At 55.8% G+C, this 17,592-nt stretch carries 11 protein-coding genes and 1 riboswitch; of the genes, 4 read left to right on the forward strand and 7 right to left on the reverse strand.

Annotation, left to right across the window (positions count from 1 at the left end; translation table 11 throughout):
- The first annotated feature begins 103 nt into the window (after positions 1 to 103).
- A complete protein-coding gene (locus tag DFP98_RS28020) occupies positions 104 to 2,197 on the forward strand; it encodes a HelD family protein (RefSeq protein WP_116063947.1) in 2,094 nt (697 codons plus the stop codon).
- Positions 2,198 to 2,203: 6 nt separating this feature from the next.
- On the opposite strand, the gene DFP98_RS28025 is transcribed toward DFP98_RS28020, so the two are convergent.
- A complete protein-coding gene (locus DFP98_RS28025) occupies positions 2,204 to 3,868 on the reverse strand; it encodes a glycoside hydrolase family 13 protein (protein WP_116063948.1) in 1,665 nt (554 codons plus the stop codon).
- A 200-nt stretch (positions 3,869 to 4,068) separates the two neighbouring features.
- Here DFP98_RS28025 and DFP98_RS28030 point away from each other — a divergent pair, with 200 nt between their 5' ends.
- The 3 genes from DFP98_RS28030 to DFP98_RS28040 all read left to right on the forward strand — a co-directional run bounded on the left by DFP98_RS28030 (position 4,069) and on the right by DFP98_RS28040 (position 7,756).
- Positions 4,069 to 6,069: a M1 family metallopeptidase gene (locus tag DFP98_RS28030; RefSeq protein ID WP_116063949.1), complete on the forward strand. Its 2,001-nt coding sequence runs from the start codon at positions 4,069 to 4,071 to the stop codon at positions 6,067 to 6,069.
- Positions 6,070 to 6,085: 16 nt separating this feature from the next.
- Positions 6,086 to 6,901: a hypothetical protein gene (locus tag DFP98_RS28035; RefSeq protein ID WP_116063950.1), complete on the forward strand. Its 816-nt coding sequence runs from the start codon at positions 6,086 to 6,088 to the stop codon at positions 6,899 to 6,901.
- A 216-nt stretch (positions 6,902 to 7,117) separates the two neighbouring features.
- Positions 7,118 to 7,257: riboswitch (cyclic di-AMP (ydaO/yuaA leader) on the forward strand.
- Positions 7,258 to 7,261: 4 nt separating this feature from the next.
- Entirely contained in the window at positions 7,262 to 7,756 is a 495-nt protein-coding gene (locus tag DFP98_RS28040; RefSeq protein WP_116063951.1) for a C40 family peptidase, read from the forward strand.
- Between the two features lie 65 nt (positions 7,757 to 7,821).
- Here the strand turns inward: DFP98_RS28040 and DFP98_RS28045 are convergent, their stop codons facing one another.
- The 6 genes from DFP98_RS28045 to DFP98_RS28070 form a co-directional block, all read right to left on the reverse strand.
- The gene (locus tag DFP98_RS28045; RefSeq protein ID WP_116063952.1) at positions 7,822 to 10,239 is read right to left on the reverse strand and encodes a glycosyl hydrolase family 28-related protein; all 2,418 of its coding nucleotides are present in this window, start codon (positions 10,237 to 10,239) and stop codon (positions 7,822 to 7,824) included.
- Between the two features lie 27 nt (positions 10,240 to 10,266).
- Positions 10,267 to 11,148, reverse strand: a complete 882-nt coding sequence (locus DFP98_RS28050; protein ID WP_116063953.1) for a carbohydrate ABC transporter permease — start codon at positions 11,146 to 11,148, stop codon at positions 10,267 to 10,269.
- A gap of 11 nt (positions 11,149 to 11,159) precedes the next feature.
- Positions 11,160 to 12,065 (reverse strand): ABC transporter permease, encoded by a 906-nt coding sequence (locus DFP98_RS28055; RefSeq protein WP_181917988.1) that lies wholly within the window; start codon positions 12,063 to 12,065, stop codon positions 11,160 to 11,162.
- Positions 12,066 to 12,134: 69 nt separating this feature from the next.
- Entirely contained in the window at positions 12,135 to 13,844 is a 1,710-nt protein-coding gene (locus tag DFP98_RS28060; protein ID WP_116063954.1) for an extracellular solute-binding protein, read from the reverse strand.
- Between the two features lie 94 nt (positions 13,845 to 13,938).
- Positions 13,939 to 15,612, reverse strand: coding sequence for a response regulator transcription factor (locus tag DFP98_RS28065; protein ID WP_116063955.1), 1,674 nt, complete (start codon positions 15,610 to 15,612; stop codon positions 13,939 to 13,941).
- Entirely contained in the window at positions 15,584 to 17,359 is a 1,776-nt protein-coding gene (locus DFP98_RS28070) for a sensor histidine kinase (protein WP_116063956.1), read from the reverse strand. The genes DFP98_RS28065 and DFP98_RS28070 overlap by 29 nt, the downstream gene beginning before the upstream one ends.
- Positions 17,360 to 17,592 lie beyond the last annotated feature (233 nt).

A 17,592-nucleotide genomic window follows, 5' to 3' on the forward strand; every position in this document is an offset into this window, starting at 1 on the left:
TACCGGGGGTACGTCAAGCAAAAGTGACGAAGCAGGGGGCGAAAAGGCGGTGAAAGATGCCCCTGAGCGGGTTTGTAGACACGCCTTGGGAGGATTGGCACTTATGGATACGCAAAGCCCGGTTTATCGGGAGGAACAACAACGGCTGCAGGATACCTTCCGGGAAATCGACCGACAGAGAGCCGGAATAGGCCCGGTCTACCGGGGACAGGATTTCACCGAGCAGCTGCTGGAAGAGAAGCGTGAGGAATATCGGCGCAGGCTCGATCTGCTCGGCAAGGAGCCTTACTTCGGCAGGCTGGATTTCAAGGAGAACGGCAAACCCATGCCGCTGCCACTGTATATCGGCAAGAGAGGGATGGATCTTCAAGAGACGGGAGAGCCGTACGTCATCGATTGGAGAGCGCCCGTCGCCAGCCTTTTCTACTCCTTTACCGGAGGCGAAGCGCCGGTCACCTATGACGCGCCGGACGGCACAATCCACGGAGAAATCTATCGCAAGCGCAACTTGTCGATCCGCGATCAGAAGCTGGGCCGCATCGTCGACAGCTACGAGCGGGGAGGCGACAACATCGGTTTGAACGACGAGTTCCTCCTCTACAAGCTCGGGGACAAGAAGGATAACAAGCTGCGGGACATCGTGTCCACGATTCAGGCCGAGCAGGACAGCATCATTCGCGCCCCGCGCCATAAAGCGCTGATCATCCAGGGGGCCGCCGGTTCGGGAAAAACGACGGTCGCGCTGCACCGGCTCGCTTTTCTGCTCTACCAGTATCAGCAGCAGATCCGCGCGGAAAGAATGGTGATTTTCGCTCCGAATACGATGTTCCTCGACTACATTTCCGGCGTGCTCCCTGAGCTTGGCGTCGGCAACGTCAAGCAGACGACATTCGCAGAATGGGCGCTGGAGCGGCTGAGCGGCAGCATCAAGCTGGTCAAAGACGCCACGGAGGGAGAGCTGTGGTTCTCACTCGAAGGCAAACGGCCGACGATCAACGACGAGACGCCGGGAAGATATAAAGGCTCGCTCGCCTTCAAAGCGCTATTAGACGAAAAGCTGAAGGGACTGGAAACGCATTTTCTCGATCCTCAGCCCTTTGAGCCATGGACGGGCCGCATTCTGCCCGCCGCTACAATTCGCGAATGGTTCGAGGTAGAATACCGTCACTACGCGCTCGCCCCGCGTCTGGAAAGACTGAAAGCCAGAATCAATCGCTGGTTGGAGATGCAGCTTGGAGAGATCGGAGACCCGAAAATTCGCAAGGAAAAATCCAAAACCGGCAAACAACGGTTTCGGACCTACACGAACAAATTGCCCAAAGCGGACGCCTTGAGCTTCTACCAGCGCTTGTTCTCCTCGGACGACTCGGCGGACATTCCGAAAAGCATTGTCCAAAGCACGAAAACCTATCTAAAAAAGAGCGAGGTTCGGCATGAAGACCTTCCCGCTCTTGTGTGGATTCACTATGTTTTGAACGGGGCGGAAAACCTTGTGTTCGACCACGTTGTCGTGGACGAAGCGCAGGACGTATCCCCGCTTCAAATCGCCCTGTTGAACCAATTCATGAACGAGCCTTCGTTCACCATTCTCGGAGATTTGGCTCAGGGCATTCATGCTTATCGCGGCGTACAGAGCTGGGAGGAGCTATCGGACGTATTCGCGGAGGAATACCGATCCTATCACGCCCTGCAGCAAAGCTATCGTTCAACGCTTGAAATCATCGAGTTCGCTAACCGCATTCTGCCGCATACCGGCACGGGACTGCCTCCCGCCGTCCCTGTATTCCGCAGCGGCGACCCGGTCGAGCTCGCTCACCTGTTTGACGAAGCAGATCGCCTTCCCCGTATCGAACGCTTCATCCAGGATAATCGGGAGCGCGGCATGCAGACGATCGCGATCGTCTGCCGTACAGACGACGATTGCGCACGGCTGGCCGATGAGCTCCGCGGCGCCGGCGTCGAAGCGAACCTGATCTCCGAGAATCAGACCCAGTATCGCGGCGGCATAACCGTCGTTCCTGTATATCTGGCCAAGGGCCTCGAGTTCGACGCCGTGCTTGTAGCCGACGCGGACGACCGCCGTTACGCGGCCGCGCCGCAGGACGCCAAGCTGCTGTATGTCGCCTGCACGCGCGCGCTTCACCGTCTGACTCTGATGTATCAAGGGCGGCAGAGCCCCCTGTTCGCCGAATCCTAAACGATACTAGACTAGCCGATACACTCTCGCTTCATAAGGAGCCATACGGAGATCGCGCAGGCTGCGGTCTCCCGAATCTCCGCTGATCAGCAGCAGTTCCGCCGAAGTATACGCAACGGAGTCCGGCAGGCTGCATTCGGCGGCTTCGCCCGAGAGGTTCGCCAGCACGAGCAGCCTGTCTTCGCCAAGCGTTCTGGTGTAGGCATAGATCTGCCGATGATCCGGCAGAACCAAATCGTACGCGCCGTAGACCGCCGTCGGATTGCTTTTGCGCAGGACGATCAGCTTCCGGTAATGATGATAGATCGAATTCGGCTCCTTCATCTCCTTCTCGACGTTGATCTCCTTATAGTTCGGATTCACCTTCAGCCAAGGCGTGCCCGTCGTGAAGCCCGCTTGTTCAGCGTCGCTCCACTGCATCGGCGTCCGGGAGTTGTCGCGGCCGCTTTTCCAGATGATCTTCATGATCTCTTCGTGGCTTTTGCCATTTTCTCGCTCGATGCGGTACATGTTCTTCATCGCTACGTCATCGTAGTCCTCAATAGAAGGAAACTGAACGTTCGTCATTCCGATTTCTTGGCCCTGGTAGATGAAAGGCGTTCCCTGCATGAGAAAATACATCGTCGCGAACGATTTGGCCGACTGCTCCCAATAGGCCCGGTCGTCCCCCCACGTCGATACCGATCTTGCCTGATCGTGATTTTCAAGGAATAGCGCGTTCCAGCCGACTCCCTCGAGTCCTTTCTGCCAGCGCGTGAGCGCCTTCTTGAGCGCCGGAACGTCCACGGAACCGTCCGCCGTCTTCTGCCACAGTCCCAAATGCTCGAACTGAAAAATCATATTAAAAGCGCCCTGCCGCTCTCCGACCCACAACTCTACGTCGTCCGCCGATACCCCGTTTGCTTCCCCCACCGTCATAATATTGTATTTATCGAATGTCTCGCGCTTCAGTTCCTGCAGGAAAACATGAATGCCTTCGCGGTTCATATGTCCGTCATACGAAGGCACGTAACGCAGCTTGTTCGGATTGGACATATCCGGGAAACCCGGAAGCTTCTTAATATGGGAGATCGCGTCCACGCGGAAGCCGTCGATGCCCTTGTCCAGCCACCAATTGACCGTCGCGTACAGCTCGCGGCGCACTAGCGGGTTCTCCCAATTCAAATCCGGCTGCTTCGTGGAAAAGACATGCATGTAATACTGATCGGTAGCCGCATCGTATTCCCAGGCAGAGCCGCTAAAGATGCTCTCCCAGTTGTTCGGCTCCGCTCCGTCCTTTCCGTCGGACCAAATATAGTAGTCTCGTTTCGGGTTGTCGCGGCTTGATCGGGATTCGATAAACCAGGGATGCTCGTCGGAAGTATGGTTAATGACCAGATCCAAGATCAACTTCATTCCCCGCGCATGAACCTCGTTCAGCAAACGGTCGAAATCCCCCATCGTGCCGAACTCGTCCATAATACCCTGATAATCGGAGATGTCGTAACCGTTATCGTCGTTGGGAGATTTATAGATCGGACAAATCCAGAGCACATCGACACCCAGCTCCTTCAAGTAATCCAACTTCGAAATTACGCCCGGCAAATCCCCGATTCCGTCTCCGTTGCCGTCCATAAAGCTGCGGGGGTAAATTTGATAAGCGACCGCTTCTTTCCACCATTTCCCGTTCATGCTGCCAGCTCCTTTATTCCCAATGTGCAAACGATTGCACTAATGACTATGCCTCATTTTAAGTCGGCCCGAATCCCCTGTCAACTGTTACCTTCATTCCCTCCGGACTCTCCCTAGCTTGGCCGCAAATCTCAAGATATAATCCGCGGACAACCCACATATATATCTCGTAGATGCTTGTCAACGGGAGGGTTATCCGTATGCCTAAGCGCCGTTCGCTGCGAATGCTGCTATTCGTCGCCGCCGCCGCCGTACTTGTTATGTCCGTCCGATTCGGGTTTGCCGACGCTTGGGTCGATCAGTACGCCCTGCCTGCGTCATCCTTGTCCGAGCTTGCCGTCGTCCCGCCCGCGATCGACGCCAAATCAGAGCCGGGGCCAGGTCCCGGACCGGACGCTCCGCAGAAACCGCAGGCCGCCGTGCTCAGCAATCGCATAACGGAATATCATATTGCCGTCTCGCTCGATGAGAATAGCGGGACTCTGCAAGGAGAACAGATTGTGACCTGGAAAAACCCGGGGCGCAAACTCGTCTCCGAAATGTACCTTCATCTATATCCCAACGCGTTCTCGCCCGGCAGCACGTTTTTGCGCGAATCGGGCGGCCAACTTAGAGGAGATAAAATGAAGGATGGCAGCTACGGCGGGATGGAGCTCACCGCTCTAACCACGGAAGAAGGAGAAACGCTGCTTCCCAGAGTCCATTATGCGCAGCCCGACGACGGCAATCGAACCGACCGCACCTTGGCGACCTTCAGACTGCCCGAGCCGGTCAAGCCCGGCGAGTCCGTCACCTTGCGCATGAAGTTCACGGTGCAGCTGCCCGACGTGTTCGCGCGCATGGGCAAAACCGGAAACTTCGTTATGGCGGGACAATGGTTTCCCAAAATCCCCGTCTACGAAACGGCAGGTACACGAGGGCGCTCCTCGGAAGGCTGGAATCTGCACCAGTATCACGGAGACTCCGAGTTTTATGCGGACTTCGGCATCTACAGCGTACGCATCAACGTTCCGGATGGCTACAAGGTGGCGGCTACCGGCTTCCTTACGAAGACTCCGGCGGTAACCGGCGGACGCAAAAGCTTCCAGTTCTACGCCGACGACGTGCACGATTTCGCTTGGTCGGCTTCTCCGGACTTCGTCTACGTGGAGGATTCGTTCTCCTCGCCCGGCATTCCCGGAGTGCGGATCAAGCTTTATCTAGACCCTCTTCATCAGCATTTGAAGGATCGTTACATGCATGCCGCCAAGTCTGCGTTGGCCAAGCTGGGTCAATGGTACGGAGAATATCCCTACTCCACGCTCTCCGTTGTCATTCCTCCGGCAAGCGGCAACGGCGCCGGCGGGATGGAATATCCCACTCTCGTTACCGGAGCGGCCGCACAAGACGACAATCCCGGCTACGAGTTGGAGCGAACGCTGGTCCATGAGATTGCGCATCAGTACTGGTACGGGCTTGTGGCCTCCAACGAATTCGAGGAGGCTTGGCTGGACGAAGGCTTTACGTCCTATACCGAGGATAAGCTGATGTCCAGCATTTACGGAGTGCTGCCCAACCTTCCGGTCGAAGCCAGCTATATGACTCATCCCGAGCCGCTGAACCTCTCTTCCTGGAAGTTCAGTTCCTCCGACAGATACGCCGAGAACGTCTACATGAGAGGCAAGCTCGTACTCTCCGCGCTGGAGCGTCAAGTGGGAGACAAAACGATGAGCAAGATTATGCGCACCTACTTCCAGAAGCACAAGTTCAAGCATCCGTCGTTTCAGGACTTCCAGAAAGTCGTAGAGACGGTTACGAAAGAAAAGTGGGACGATTTCTTCAGGGCGTATGTGCAAAAAGGAGAAATGGCGGATTTCTCGGTGGAAGCGATCCAGACAAGACGGACGGACAACGGCTACGAAAGCATCGTCCTGCTCCGGCGCAGCGGAGGCAGCCCCGAGCCCGTGTCGGTATGGTTGCAATTCCAGGACGGCCATTCGATGCGCAAAATATGGGACGGCGTTCAGACCCATGTGCAGCTTAAGCTGGAATCGGCCTCCCCGCTGCTCTATGCGGCGATCGATCCCGGCAATCATATCGTGCTCGACAATCGCAAAATCAACAATTATCTCAAAGCCGAGGTTCCGCCGCAGCAGCGTACCCGATATACAGCCGGCATCGCCCAAATCATAGAAGGCTTGTTCGGAGCTTTGGCTTGGTAGGGGGGAAAGGAAGAAAATGCGCAAACGACTAAAAATGGGATGGGACATGACCGTCCGGCATAAATATGTATTGGTTCTCCTGTTCCTGTACCGCTTGCTCTGGGGATTTTTCCTGTATCGGTTCGTCGATTCAATCGTAACGCCCGTAATCGCGCGTTATCCGGACGAACATCCGAACTCCGACGCCGCACACCTGTTTCTGATCGAAGCCCAGTTCCGCCTGCTGAAGACCGACCTCATCGACGATACGCTATGGCTGCTTGGCGGGCTGCTTCTCCTGAGAATGGTGTTGACCCCCCTGATCAATGCCGGTCTGTTCTACTCCTTCCGTCACTCCGCCGAGGAGGAAGGAACGCGGGTACTATCGGGAGTTCGCAGAGCATGGAAGCCGGTAACCCTGCTCTATTGGATGGAAAGCGCGCTTGTGGCTCTTCCTGCCGCATGGCTGCTGCCGATGGCCAAAAGCCGGTTTTTTGCAGAGCCCTCCTTGACGGATTGGCTGCTGGAACTGCTCCCTTACGCGGCCTGCTGGCTGCTATACGGCTTAGTCGTTCACCTGTTCTGTCTGTTCATGCAGTTCGGAGCGGCTGCGCAAGAAGGAGCGTTAAGCAGTCTGGGGCTGGCGCTGCGCCGAGCCTTCCCTCTGCTCGGCATCACGTTAATCATGGTCGGAATCGGTCTGGCCGTGTCCGCCGCAGCTTGGGCGGTCTCCTTGCTCTGGTCCGGTTTTCTGGCCGTGGCGCTGCATCAAGCTTTTCATTTCGTGCGCTCCTTGCTCAAGCTGTGGACTGCCGCCTCCCAGCATCAGGTATGGGGCGACGCGAAATCGTAAGCTTATCAGGTCCCGACAATCGACAATATTCCTCCCGGGACATTCCCCCGGTTGCGCCGCATTATGGCCGCGACCGGGGTTTGGCGTTATTATCGGCGAGATAAATCTGGGACGAAAGGAGGATATCCGCACGCGATGTCCGTCCCTAGATTAAGGAATTCTAATATAAAAGTTGCAGGAAATTCGTCAGGATAACCGAATATATAAAGCTGAAGAAATCTTAAAATGCCGAGTTCCCGTGAAACGGGGAACGGGGGAACCATCTTTTCGGGTGAGTTGGCTTTGCTTCAAAGGAGCCATAGGGGACCTTCTACCGAACCCTTAAGCTAACCTCGTAGGCATTGGAAGGAGTCGCCGGTTTTGCGTAAAGTGTCAGTTTTCTTGTTTGGTCTTGCACTGCTCTTGGCTTTTCAGGTCGGCAGCGTATTCGCGAGCTCCAAGCTCGACAATGCGATCGAGCCGCTGATCGGAACCGATTACAAGTACGGAGGAACGACCCCGAAGGGCTTCGATTGCTCCGGCTTCACCGGGTACGTCTTCGATCAACTCGGCATCGACCTGCCTCGCACTTCGCGGGATCTGTACGGCTGGGAGAAGAGCTCGAAGATTTCCGACGATGAATTGCGCGCAGGGGACCTCGTATTCTTCAATACGAGCGGTAGCGGCGTCTCTCACGTCGGAATCTACATCGGCAAGAACAAGTTTGCTCACGCCGCTTCCAAGGGCGTAACGATTACCTCTCTCGACGATAAGTACTACGCGAAACGTTATCTGGGCGCTCGCCGCTTCCTCAGCGACGATACCTATGAGAAGATCGCAACGGAAATCGAAGCCGAGGCAGTCGCAAAACAGTAATCCTGAACACGAGCATAAAAGAAGTACCGCCATCCTCTGGGTGGCGGTACTTCTTTTATCTTTCGTCAGGGGGCCGCGTTCAGCGAAATCCATGTCGAACCGTCCCAGAGGAGCAATTGACGCAAATTCGTATCGTAATAGGTCGTAACCCCAGCGATCATTCGGTGGAGCGGACGTTTGGCCGTCGTCCCGGCAAGCGGAAGCACTCCGAGCTTCAAAAATGAGATTCGGCCGTTAGGATCGACCGGGAACTGCGTATAGACGTTCCGGTCGTTCTGGAACGAATACCAGACGTAATTGTCGAGCTGAACCGAATACTCGCCCAGGGCGTTCGCCGCTCTGTCGAAGAAGACGAACCCGGCCGCATCCGCGCGGGCGAGGCCTCCTGTCTTCGCTCCATGCAATTGAGCGTTGGGGTCGTTCAGTCCTTTGACATGCAACGTTCCGATCCGCAAATACCCGACGGACTCCGGCTCGAAGGACGACATGCCCGTTCCGTAACGATTGTTGCCGACCCGGACGATGCTCACGCCGCTCTTCTCAATCGGGGAATAGTAGACCGAGAGGCTTTCGATTGAACCGGAGCTGTTATTGACCGTAACGTATCCCGTATTCGCATTTCGCAAGGTGACTCCTTCGATATGGAATGTCGAAGCCGCCAAAGCATAGACGCCTTCCAACAGTACAGCCGTGTTGACCTTCGTATGCTCGACGTTCAACTGATTGATGACCGTCTCGCTCTCTTCTCCGGTCAAGGCGAAGGGAACGTCGACGTTCGGACGATCCGACTTCAAATAAATGTTATTGAACACGTTGCCCGTACGGATCGTCGAACGGAAATCGATTCCCCGATACGAGAAGTTCTCGATTTCCAATGTATCGTAAGTGACCGAGAACGACTCGGCCCCTTCCCCGTTCGGGCTGTAGATGGCCGTTCCCACATTCTCGATCCTGACGTTGCGAACCGTCGAGCCCCGTTGCAGCGACCATTGCGCCGCCGTGTAGATGCCGACGCGGTCGCCCATCGCTTCATGATTCGTGATCAAGCCGCTGTCGAAACCTAAAGCAAGGTCCGCAACGACCGACGTTCTTCCCGCCTTCAGAATCGGAGCCTTCGGATTGGCGTTAGAGGCGATAAGTCGGGAGACGAACATGCCCGAGCCGACGAAGTTCTGATTCTGAATCTGCAGCGTCTCTTTAATATGATAGGTTCCCGCAGGTACGAAGACGCTCTTCCCGGTGGCGATCGCTTGTTTGAACGCCGCAGTGTCGTCCATTCCATCGTCCGGGATCGCTCCATAATCCGCCACGTTAGCATAGCCGATCCGGTACTCTCCGGAGGTTGGAATCGGAACGCTGCCGCGAGCGACTGAAATATCGTCGATGGCGATCCCGCCTCCCTTGCGAATGCCCCAGGTCAACGCATAATCGTCGGCCGCGCCCGTCGTGAAGGTCAGCCTCGCTACCCGGTATTGGCCGCGGTCGACAATCTGAGCATCCTCGGCCGCTACGTCCGAGCTTCGCCATAGTACATCATGTCCGCCGCTGAAGTTAAAGCCGGATACTGTCCCCGTCGATGCGGATTTTGCATACAAGTAGTAGAAGCCGTCCACGGGTTCCGCTGCGAACGCTTTGTACTTAAACGTTATCGTATACTGGGTATTCGCCGTCAGCTTCAGCTTCTCGGAATCCGAAGTCAGAAACTCCTTCCACTCCTCCGTCGTTCCCGCCGACGCTTTGACGACGTATTGTCCGTTAATTCGCTTGTCCGCATCGTTAGAGACCGCTCCGCCATTCAGCGTTGTCCACACGGTGCCGGTCGTTTGCCCGTTCTCGAATCCTTCCGGAGCAGCCGTGTCGACGGGTTCCGGCGGAAGCGCTTCTAATCCGCCTTCCCTTATTTTGATGTCGTCGACGACGAGAGCTCCGCCGTTGTGAATGCCGAATACCCAAGCATAGTCCCCGCTCCCCTTGGCGGTAAAGCTCATTTGCGCCAGCCGCTCGGAGGCTTGCCCGGTCACTCGGACGTGGTCGGTCGCAAGCTGCTCGGTCCGCCAGACGACCTCCCCTGCGCCGTTGAAGTTAAACCCTACCGTTTCGCCAGTGCCGTCCAGCTTTCCGTAGAGATAGAAGAACTCTCCCGCAGGCTCCGGGGTCAGAACGCGATACTTGAAGCTGACCGTATACGTTTTCTGCGGCGTAAGCGGAAGCTCCCCCTGTTCAAGCTTCAGAAACTCCGCCCATTGCTGGCCGTTCGCACTCGAGCCCTTGACGGAATATGCACCGGCCAGCTTCTCCGTCGCGGCGGACGTCAGACTGCCGTAGGGCGCTCCGAGCGTCAGCTTCGAGCCGGTCATCGTCCCGCTCTCGAAGCCCTCCGACAGCAGTACCGTTTCGGCCGCGGAGGCAACCCCGCTGCCGCGCAGCCCATAACCAGTCAACAGCAACGCCAAAACCGTAAACCAAATCGCGAACTTTTTCATTCGTTTCCCCTCGATTCTGGTAATTGGTTAACCTTTTACGCTTCCGAGCACGATTCCTTTTACGAAAAACCTTTGCAGGAACGGATAAACGAACACGATCGGCAGCGTCGCGATCAAAATTTGCGCCGATTTAATCGTGCGGTCCGATACGATCGCGAGCTCGGCTCGGCTTAAATGCTGGATGAACGTCATGTCCCGCTGCATAATGACCGTCTGCAGGTAGCTCTGCAACGGATAATGCTCAGGACGGTTCATGAGGATGAGCCCGTCAAACCAGCTGTTCCAATGCCAGACGACCGCAAACAACGATACGGTAGCCAGAGCGGGCAATGCGGCGGGCAAATAGATTTTCCACAACGTGGTCCAATGCCCGGCCCCGTCCATGAATGCCGCTTCCTCCAGCTCCTTGGGCAGTTGGCGGAAGAAGTTCAGCATCAGCACGACGTTGAAGACCGGCACGCCCGCCGGGAGCACTAGCGCCCAGATCGAATCCAGCAGCTCAAGCTGGCGGATAACCATGTACCACGGAATAAGCCCTCCGGAGAACAGCATCGTAAAAAAGAAAAACCAGGCATACCCGGTTCTCGAGCGGAATGTAGCCGACTCCTTCGATAACGGGTAGGCGATCAGAATCGTCAGCAGCAAATTCAATCCGCCGCCGAGAGCCACCCGCTGCAACGTCACCCACATGGAGCTCCAGATTTCCCCCCGTGTCATCACGAACCGATAAGAGTCCAGCGTAAAATCGACCGGCCAGAACCTCACCCACCCCGCGGTCACGGCCGAACTTGAGCTGAGCGATACGGCGGCGATATGGACGAGCGGCGCGATGCACAGCAGCGATAAGGCGATCAGGAAAACCGCATTAAGCGCGGAGAATAGCCTGGCGCCCGTCGATTGTCCAAGCACGTAGATTCCTCCTAGAAGATGCGGTAATCCGCCAATTTGTAAGCCGCGTAATACGCGACAGAGATGAACAGGAACGATACGACCGATTTGAACAACCCGACCGCGGTCGCAACGCCGTATTGGGCTTGCTGCAGCCCGAGCCGATAAACCAGCGTGTCGATGATATCGCCGCTCGCGTATACTTGGGCGCTGTACAGGTTCACGATCTGGTCGAAGCCGGCGTTCAGCACGTTCCCGAGGCTCAGCACAACCATCAGCACGATAATCATCCGCATGCCCGGCAGCGTAACGTGCCAAGTCTGCTTCCAAAGGCTCGCCCCATCGATGATTGCCGCCTCGTATTGCTGCGGATCGATGCCGGTCAATGCGGCCAAATATACGATCGTCGCGAAGCCGAATTCCTTCCAGACATCCGAAATCACCATCGTATAAGGAAACCAGTCGTTGCTGCCCAAGAAAAAGATCGGTTTGATGCCGAAAGCGCCAAGCGCTTGATTCACCAGTCCGGAGGAAGGAGACAGAAGGTCCACAAGCACTCCGCCCAAAATAATCCAGGATAGAAAATGAGGCAAATAAATGAGCGTCTGCACGCTTCGCTTGATCGCCTGGTTGCGAAGCTCGTTCAGCAGCAGCGCCACCGTAAGCGGTACGACGATGCCGGCGACCATTTTCATCACCGCGATGAATACGGTGTTCCACAGCACTTGAAAAATACCCGGCAGATCGAGCACATAGCGGAAGTTATCCCATCCGATCCAGGCCTGATCCCCGAAAAACCCTTTCGCGGGAATGAACTTCTGGAAAGCGATGTACGTGCCTAGAATAGGGACGTAGGAAAATATGAGCACGAGCAGCAGTCCGGGCAAAATCATCAGGTGAAGCGGCAGATTGCGCGACAGCGCTCTAGATTTGATCATCGTTGAAAGCCTCCTTCACGTTGCCAAAGAAAACAAGGGAAGGGAGGCGTCCCCTTCCCTGTGCCCGGATTACGACTTGCTCGCCCGATACCACTCGTTCGCTTCTTTTGTAATCTGCTCGCCGCCCAGCTTATTCCAATCCTGTACGAACGTATCGAATGCATCGATCGGAAGCTCTCCCAGAATGATCCGGGTGAACGTCTCGTTCGTCAGCTTGCCGAGCGTTGCGCTCTTCTCCGCCATCGTCTCGGTCGGCGCTCCGACGAACTTGTTCATCATGAAGCGGTCCGACTCCTTGTACTGCTTCATCACTCCGTATACGCCGTCGACGTCGTACCCCGCCGCCCAAGACCATAGCTTCTCGTTGCCGTTCTTGTACTCGGCGATTTTGTCTTGAATCACCTTCGCTTCTCCGGTCAGCTCCGCCAGTTTGCCGTTTGCCGCCGCCTCGGCGATCGCCAGATACGCGTCCAGGTTTTTGTTCGGCGGCTCCGGAGTGACGGGCGACAGCTTCCAAGTTCCTTCGGCGTCCCCCGGCAAGTAGTAGGTTCCGAATTCCGCCGTCTCTCCCCAGTTCTTCTCGATGTACGCATTAAACATCTTGAGCAGAGCTTCGGGATTTTTAGCGTCCTTGCGCACAGCCCAATACTGATAGGTTCCTAGACTGATCTCCGGGCGCGCCGGCTTATCGTCTGCGGAAAGAAGCGGATAGCCTTTCCATACCGCATTCGGATCGTTGTCGTGATTGGACTGGAACGGCCAAGCGCTCAGCCATTGCTGGCCGAAGGACACGCCTACCTTGCCGGCGGAAGCGGTCTCCGCCGTCTTGCCCCAATCCTTGACTCCGAACTCTTGATCCAGAAGCCCGTTCTTGAACATCCGCTGGAGTTCGGCGAGCGCGGCCTTCGTCTCCGGGCGGGTGCTTCCGTGCGCCAAGTTGCCCGATTCGTCTTCGACCCAGATCGTCGGGTAAGCGTGGAACCCGTTAAAGAAACCCTCCAGTCCGGCGAAGCCGCCGAACAGATCCTTCTGAAGCAGCAGACCGACGGTGTCCGCTTTGTTATTGCCGTCCGGATCTTGGGTCGCGAACGCTTCGGAGATCGCCACGACGTCCTGCAGCGTCTTCGGCTCCGGCAAATTCAGCTTCTGCAGCCAATCCGTTCGAATCCAGACGAACTGGGCCATATCAATAGACGAGCGAATATTGGGGATGCCCATCAGCATGCCGTCGATCGTCGCCGCGTCGAACGGCGCCTGTCCATCCTGCGTCAACACTTCCTTCGTCAAAGGAGCCGCGTTGCTCTCGTACACGTCCCGCAAATCCATGATCAAGTCAGCCTCTTGCAGTTGCTTCAGCTCGGTCGCATCGACCTGGATGAAATCCGGCACGTCTCCGGAAGCAAGGGAAACGTTCATTTTTTGCTTGAACTGATCCGGACCTTTGGCGATCCAGTCGTATTTGAAGGTAATGCCTAATTGATCTTCGTATAGCTTCGACCATCGGTTGTTCTCGAACGTCTCTCCGGACAGCTTGGCCAGCACGCCTTCAAGCGTGTCGTCCGTTACGCCTACCAAAGAGATCTCGATCGGCGGATCGTACTTGCCCGCCGCTCCGGCGGAAGGCTGAGCGTTCGAAGCGCTCCCGCTCGGAGAAGCCGACGGCGCGCTGGATGAACCGGCATTTCCTTTGCCATTGCCGTTCTCTCCTCCGCAAGCGCTGATCGTCAGCGTCGCGGTGCAGACGAATGCGATAAATGCTGCTCTAGTTCCTTTTCTCATGATCTCACTCCATGTTCGTATTCAGGGCCCTACAGCCATCGTAAAGCATCCGCTTGCTTCCGCGTAACGGGATTCTCATGACTTCGTTGACTTCTCATGACCTGTTGCCCAGAATGAATTCCTCCCGGTATTCCTGCGGCGTGCGACCCGTCATTTTCTTGAAAAACCTGGAGAAATACGCCGGAGAGTCGATGCCGACCGCGGCTGCGATATCGCCGATTTTGCAATTTTCGCGCAGCATCGCTACCGCCCTCTCTAAGCGTAGATCCGCCAAGTAAGCCGTAACGCTCCGACCTGTCGCTTCCTTGAATAGCCGAGAGAGATAGGAGGGATTGAAGTATACCGCCTCCGCTAGTTCGACGAGGGAAATCCCTTTATGCAAATGCTGCGAGATATACTCTCTCACATATTCGATCACTTTGTATTCCCCGTGCTCCCGTTTCTCCCCGAGACGGTCGAAGATCGCGTCCGCCTTCTCCCGGACAAAGGCGAAAGCTTCCTGCAAAGAGCTATGCCTCTCCGCGCTAGCCAGCTTCCCGACAAGCGATGCGTCCGAGCTAAGCTCCCGCATTTCCCAGCGGTTCATAGCGGATAGAAGCAGCAGAGAGAGATGCCCGAACGCTTCCAAACCGGCAGAGTCCTGCAAGCTTAGCTGCCCCCTTCTCGTCAATTGTTCGATTTCCTCCAACCCTCTCATAAAACGCTCTCGATTTCCTTTTTCCAGATCGGCTCGCAAAGCGTCCCATCTGTTGCGTTCGATAGCAACGTTGGCGACAGAGATGCCTTCTCCCGAAGTTTCCCGGCCTCGGTCCGCAAGCCCCCCTTCCAGCATGATGAATCCGCTTGCATAAAGCATTTGCCGAACAAGTCCTTGTTGGAGCTTCGGGTAGCGGAGTGCAAGTTCCGCCCATGACACTCCTCCTTCCGCCATGACGGTGGACAGCGACTGTCCCAAGCTCTCCCGGCAAACCGTGTGAGCCTCGTCCAACGTCTCCATAAGCAGCTTGGACGACACCGGTTCCTCCAGTCCCGCTCCGGAATCGAACTGAACCAGCCAGACCAAATCTCCGTCGACTGTCGCGTGCGCGAGCTTCGCGTTTCTCCCTTCCAACGTATCGCACACGCAGGCAACCGCGAGCCTGAGCGCGGACACTCTCGAGGTTTGCGTCCCGTCGCCGCCCTCTTGCCTGCGCTCATCCAATCGGGAGACCGCCGCCATAACGGGCTTTCCCGGATCCAAAGCGATTTCCAAATCCCGAAACATCGCTTCTCTATCTTCGAACGTGCCGGGTTCGCCTCGCAACAAAGCCGCCAAGCCTTCGTTGCGCAGCATGGGTATCGCCGCTTTGACCCGTTCTTCCGCTTGCCGCACCAGCCGTTCTTTTCGTTCGCTTTCCTCGATCTGGACAATCGCTTTGCGCACCGTCTCGACGATGACGTCGTCATCCTCGGTTTTCAGAATATATCCGACTGCCTCATTCTTAACGGCCTGGTAAGCAAATTCGAAGTCGGTGTACCCCGTCAAGAAAATGACTTTGCACTCCGGCCAACGCTCGCGGATTTTGCCGTGCAGTTCGAGTCCGGTCATTCCGGGCATGGCGATATCGGAGACGACGATATCCACTCTGCAGCGGTTCAGCCAAGCGAGCGCTTCCGTCACGGTTTCGGCTTTGTACACATCCAACTCGTGCCCGTCGAGTTCGCCAAGCAGCTCCGAAATCCAATCCAGCACGTGCCTCTCATCGTCCACCAGCAATATCCGATACATGCTTTTCCCCTCCAAAATCAATCGTCGCGCGCACCGTCAGACCGCCGCCCGGGGTGGTTTCGAATCCGAGGCCGCTATCCGGACCGAATTTGATCCGCAGTCGACGATGAATGTTGATCAGTGCAGTAATTTCCGTCTCTTGCCCTAGAGACTGCTCATCAAGGCTGCGTTCGAGCCGCCCTCTCGTCTCCTCGTCCATTCCCGTTCCGTTATCCTCGATCGCAACGACGAAGCGCTCCCCGTCTCTCCCGTACGAGATACGGATTCGGCCATCCTTCTCCTTGTTCCGCATGCCGTGTTCAATCGCGTTCTCAATGAGAGGCTGCAAAATCATCCGCGGCACATAGCAATGCTGAATCCACGCCGGAAGCGGTTCAATGTCGATCTGCAGTCGGCTGACGAAACGCATAGCCTGGATATCGGAGTAGATTCGGGCGTGCTCCGCTTCCTTAGTCAGCAAAATCTCGTCCTCGCTATTGCGCGTAACGAATTGGAAAAACTCTCCGAGCTTTTTGGAAAATACGACCGCCTTGGAGTTATCCTCCATCTTCACCATCCGGTGCAGCATGAAGAAGCTATTGTACAGAAAATGCGGATTGATCTGCGCCTGCAGCTGCTTGAGCTCGGCCCTTTGCGCCAATATCGTCTGCCTGTACGCTTGATCGATAGAGGAATTCAACTGTTCGACCGTCCGGTTGAAATGCGCGTACAAGTAGTTGAAATCGTCCTTGTTCCTGCGATGAATGCGCACCTTCAGGTCGCCCGCCTGCAGCTTGCCGAAAGCGCGAATCACCGTCACGAGCGGCTTATGGATGGAACGATACAGCGATACGGAGAAGAATAGCACGATCAGCAGTCCCGTCGCGAGGAAAAACCACAACCATTTCCGATAGGTTTGAGCCGGTCCCGTCACGGAATCGATCTCCACCGTTTTGACGAGGGTCATGTCCAGCTTCTTGGAGTAATGATAGACGGCGAAGACGCTCCTCCCTTCGACGTCGGCGAACGTTTTGCCGTCCGCTGCCGGAGGAAAAGGCGGCTCTCTCGTACTCATGGCAAAGCCGATCGTCCCCGTCCGCGCTCCCGCGACCCGTTCGCCGCTGGAAGCTCGAATCAATGCGGCATCTTCATCTTGTCCCGGTTGTATCAAATAGGAGAGAGATTTGTCCAACTGCTCTAGCGATAACGTCACTTCGACTAGAAACAGCGGCTTTCGATTTCTGGAGTTGGGAAACGGAGCCCTCAGCTTAAGGGTATCCCCATCCAGCTTGGGAGCGGTCGTGAACCGTTGGCCCGTTCGCCCGAGTAGTTTCAATCCTTCTTGTCCGATATTATCGTAACCGTAAACGCCCGAGACGAGCGTATCCGTACCGGGAATATAAGCCGCAACATCCTCGATCAGTTCGCTGCTGCTCTTGATCGCGAACAGCCGCTGCTGCAATCTCGTAATCGCGCTGCGGCGTTCGGAAATTTTCATAATCGGGGAGATCGTCGCTAGATTGTTGAGATTGTCGTCATTCAGGCTATCGAGTAGCAAAATCTTCATCTGTTCGACCTTCGTCTCCAGCTCGTTCAGGTAATACGCCGTCTGGGAGTCCATCGACTGATACACCTGCTCTTTCACCGCCTGAATCCCCCAGTTGTAGATCAACAGCCCAATGACATAGACGGGGGTCAGAATCGCGATAAAAAGCAGCAGCATTCTCATATAGACGGAGTTTCTCCATGGAATTCTGAATTTGTTCATCGTGGCGTCTCTCCCTGTCGAATGGCGATTCGTCTAACTTCTCATTATAGTCGCTTTCGCTTGGCACCGGATTAGCACTATGATGATTTGTTTGACTTTTTATGCGTAATATCGGCGCAAACAAGCAAAAACGCCTTCGGCGTCCTCTGGACGATGAAGGCGTTTTGTCGGAGACGATTCAGATAAGGATAGCGAATTTTATACTTTCTGAATCGTTCAAAAAAGCCTGTCCT

Source organism: Cohnella phaseoli, assembly GCF_003386235.1.
Classification (GTDB): Bacteria; Bacillota; Bacilli; order Paenibacillales; family Paenibacillaceae; genus Cohnella; species Cohnella phaseoli.

Coding starts and splice junctions, on each gene's coding strand:
- DFP98_RS28025 (WP_116063948.1), bottom strand. CDS start 3,868: ATGAACGGGAAATGGTGGAAAGAAGCGGTCGCTTATCAAATTTACCCC.
- DFP98_RS28035 (WP_116063950.1), top strand. CDS start 6,086: ATGCGCAAACGACTAAAAATGGGATGGGACATGACCGTCCGGCATAAA.
- DFP98_RS28055 (WP_181917988.1), bottom strand. CDS start 12,065: ATGATCAAATCTAGAGCGCTGTCGCGCAATCTGCCGCTTCACCTGATG.
- DFP98_RS28060 (WP_116063954.1), bottom strand. CDS start 13,844: ATGAGAAAAGGAACTAGAGCAGCATTTATCGCATTCGTCTGCACCGCG.
- DFP98_RS28030 (WP_116063949.1), top strand. CDS start 4,069: ATGCCTAAGCGCCGTTCGCTGCGAATGCTGCTATTCGTCGCCGCCGCC.
- DFP98_RS28045 (WP_116063952.1), bottom strand. CDS start 10,239: ATGAAAAAGTTCGCGATTTGGTTTACGGTTTTGGCGTTGCTGTTGACT.
- DFP98_RS28020 (WP_116063947.1), top strand. CDS start 104: ATGGATACGCAAAGCCCGGTTTATCGGGAGGAACAACAACGGCTGCAG.
- DFP98_RS28065 (WP_116063955.1), bottom strand. CDS start 15,612: ATGTATCGGATATTGCTGGTGGACGATGAGAGGCACGTGCTGGATTGG.
- DFP98_RS28070 (WP_116063956.1), bottom strand. CDS start 17,359: ATGAACAAATTCAGAATTCCATGGAGAAACTCCGTCTATATGAGAATG.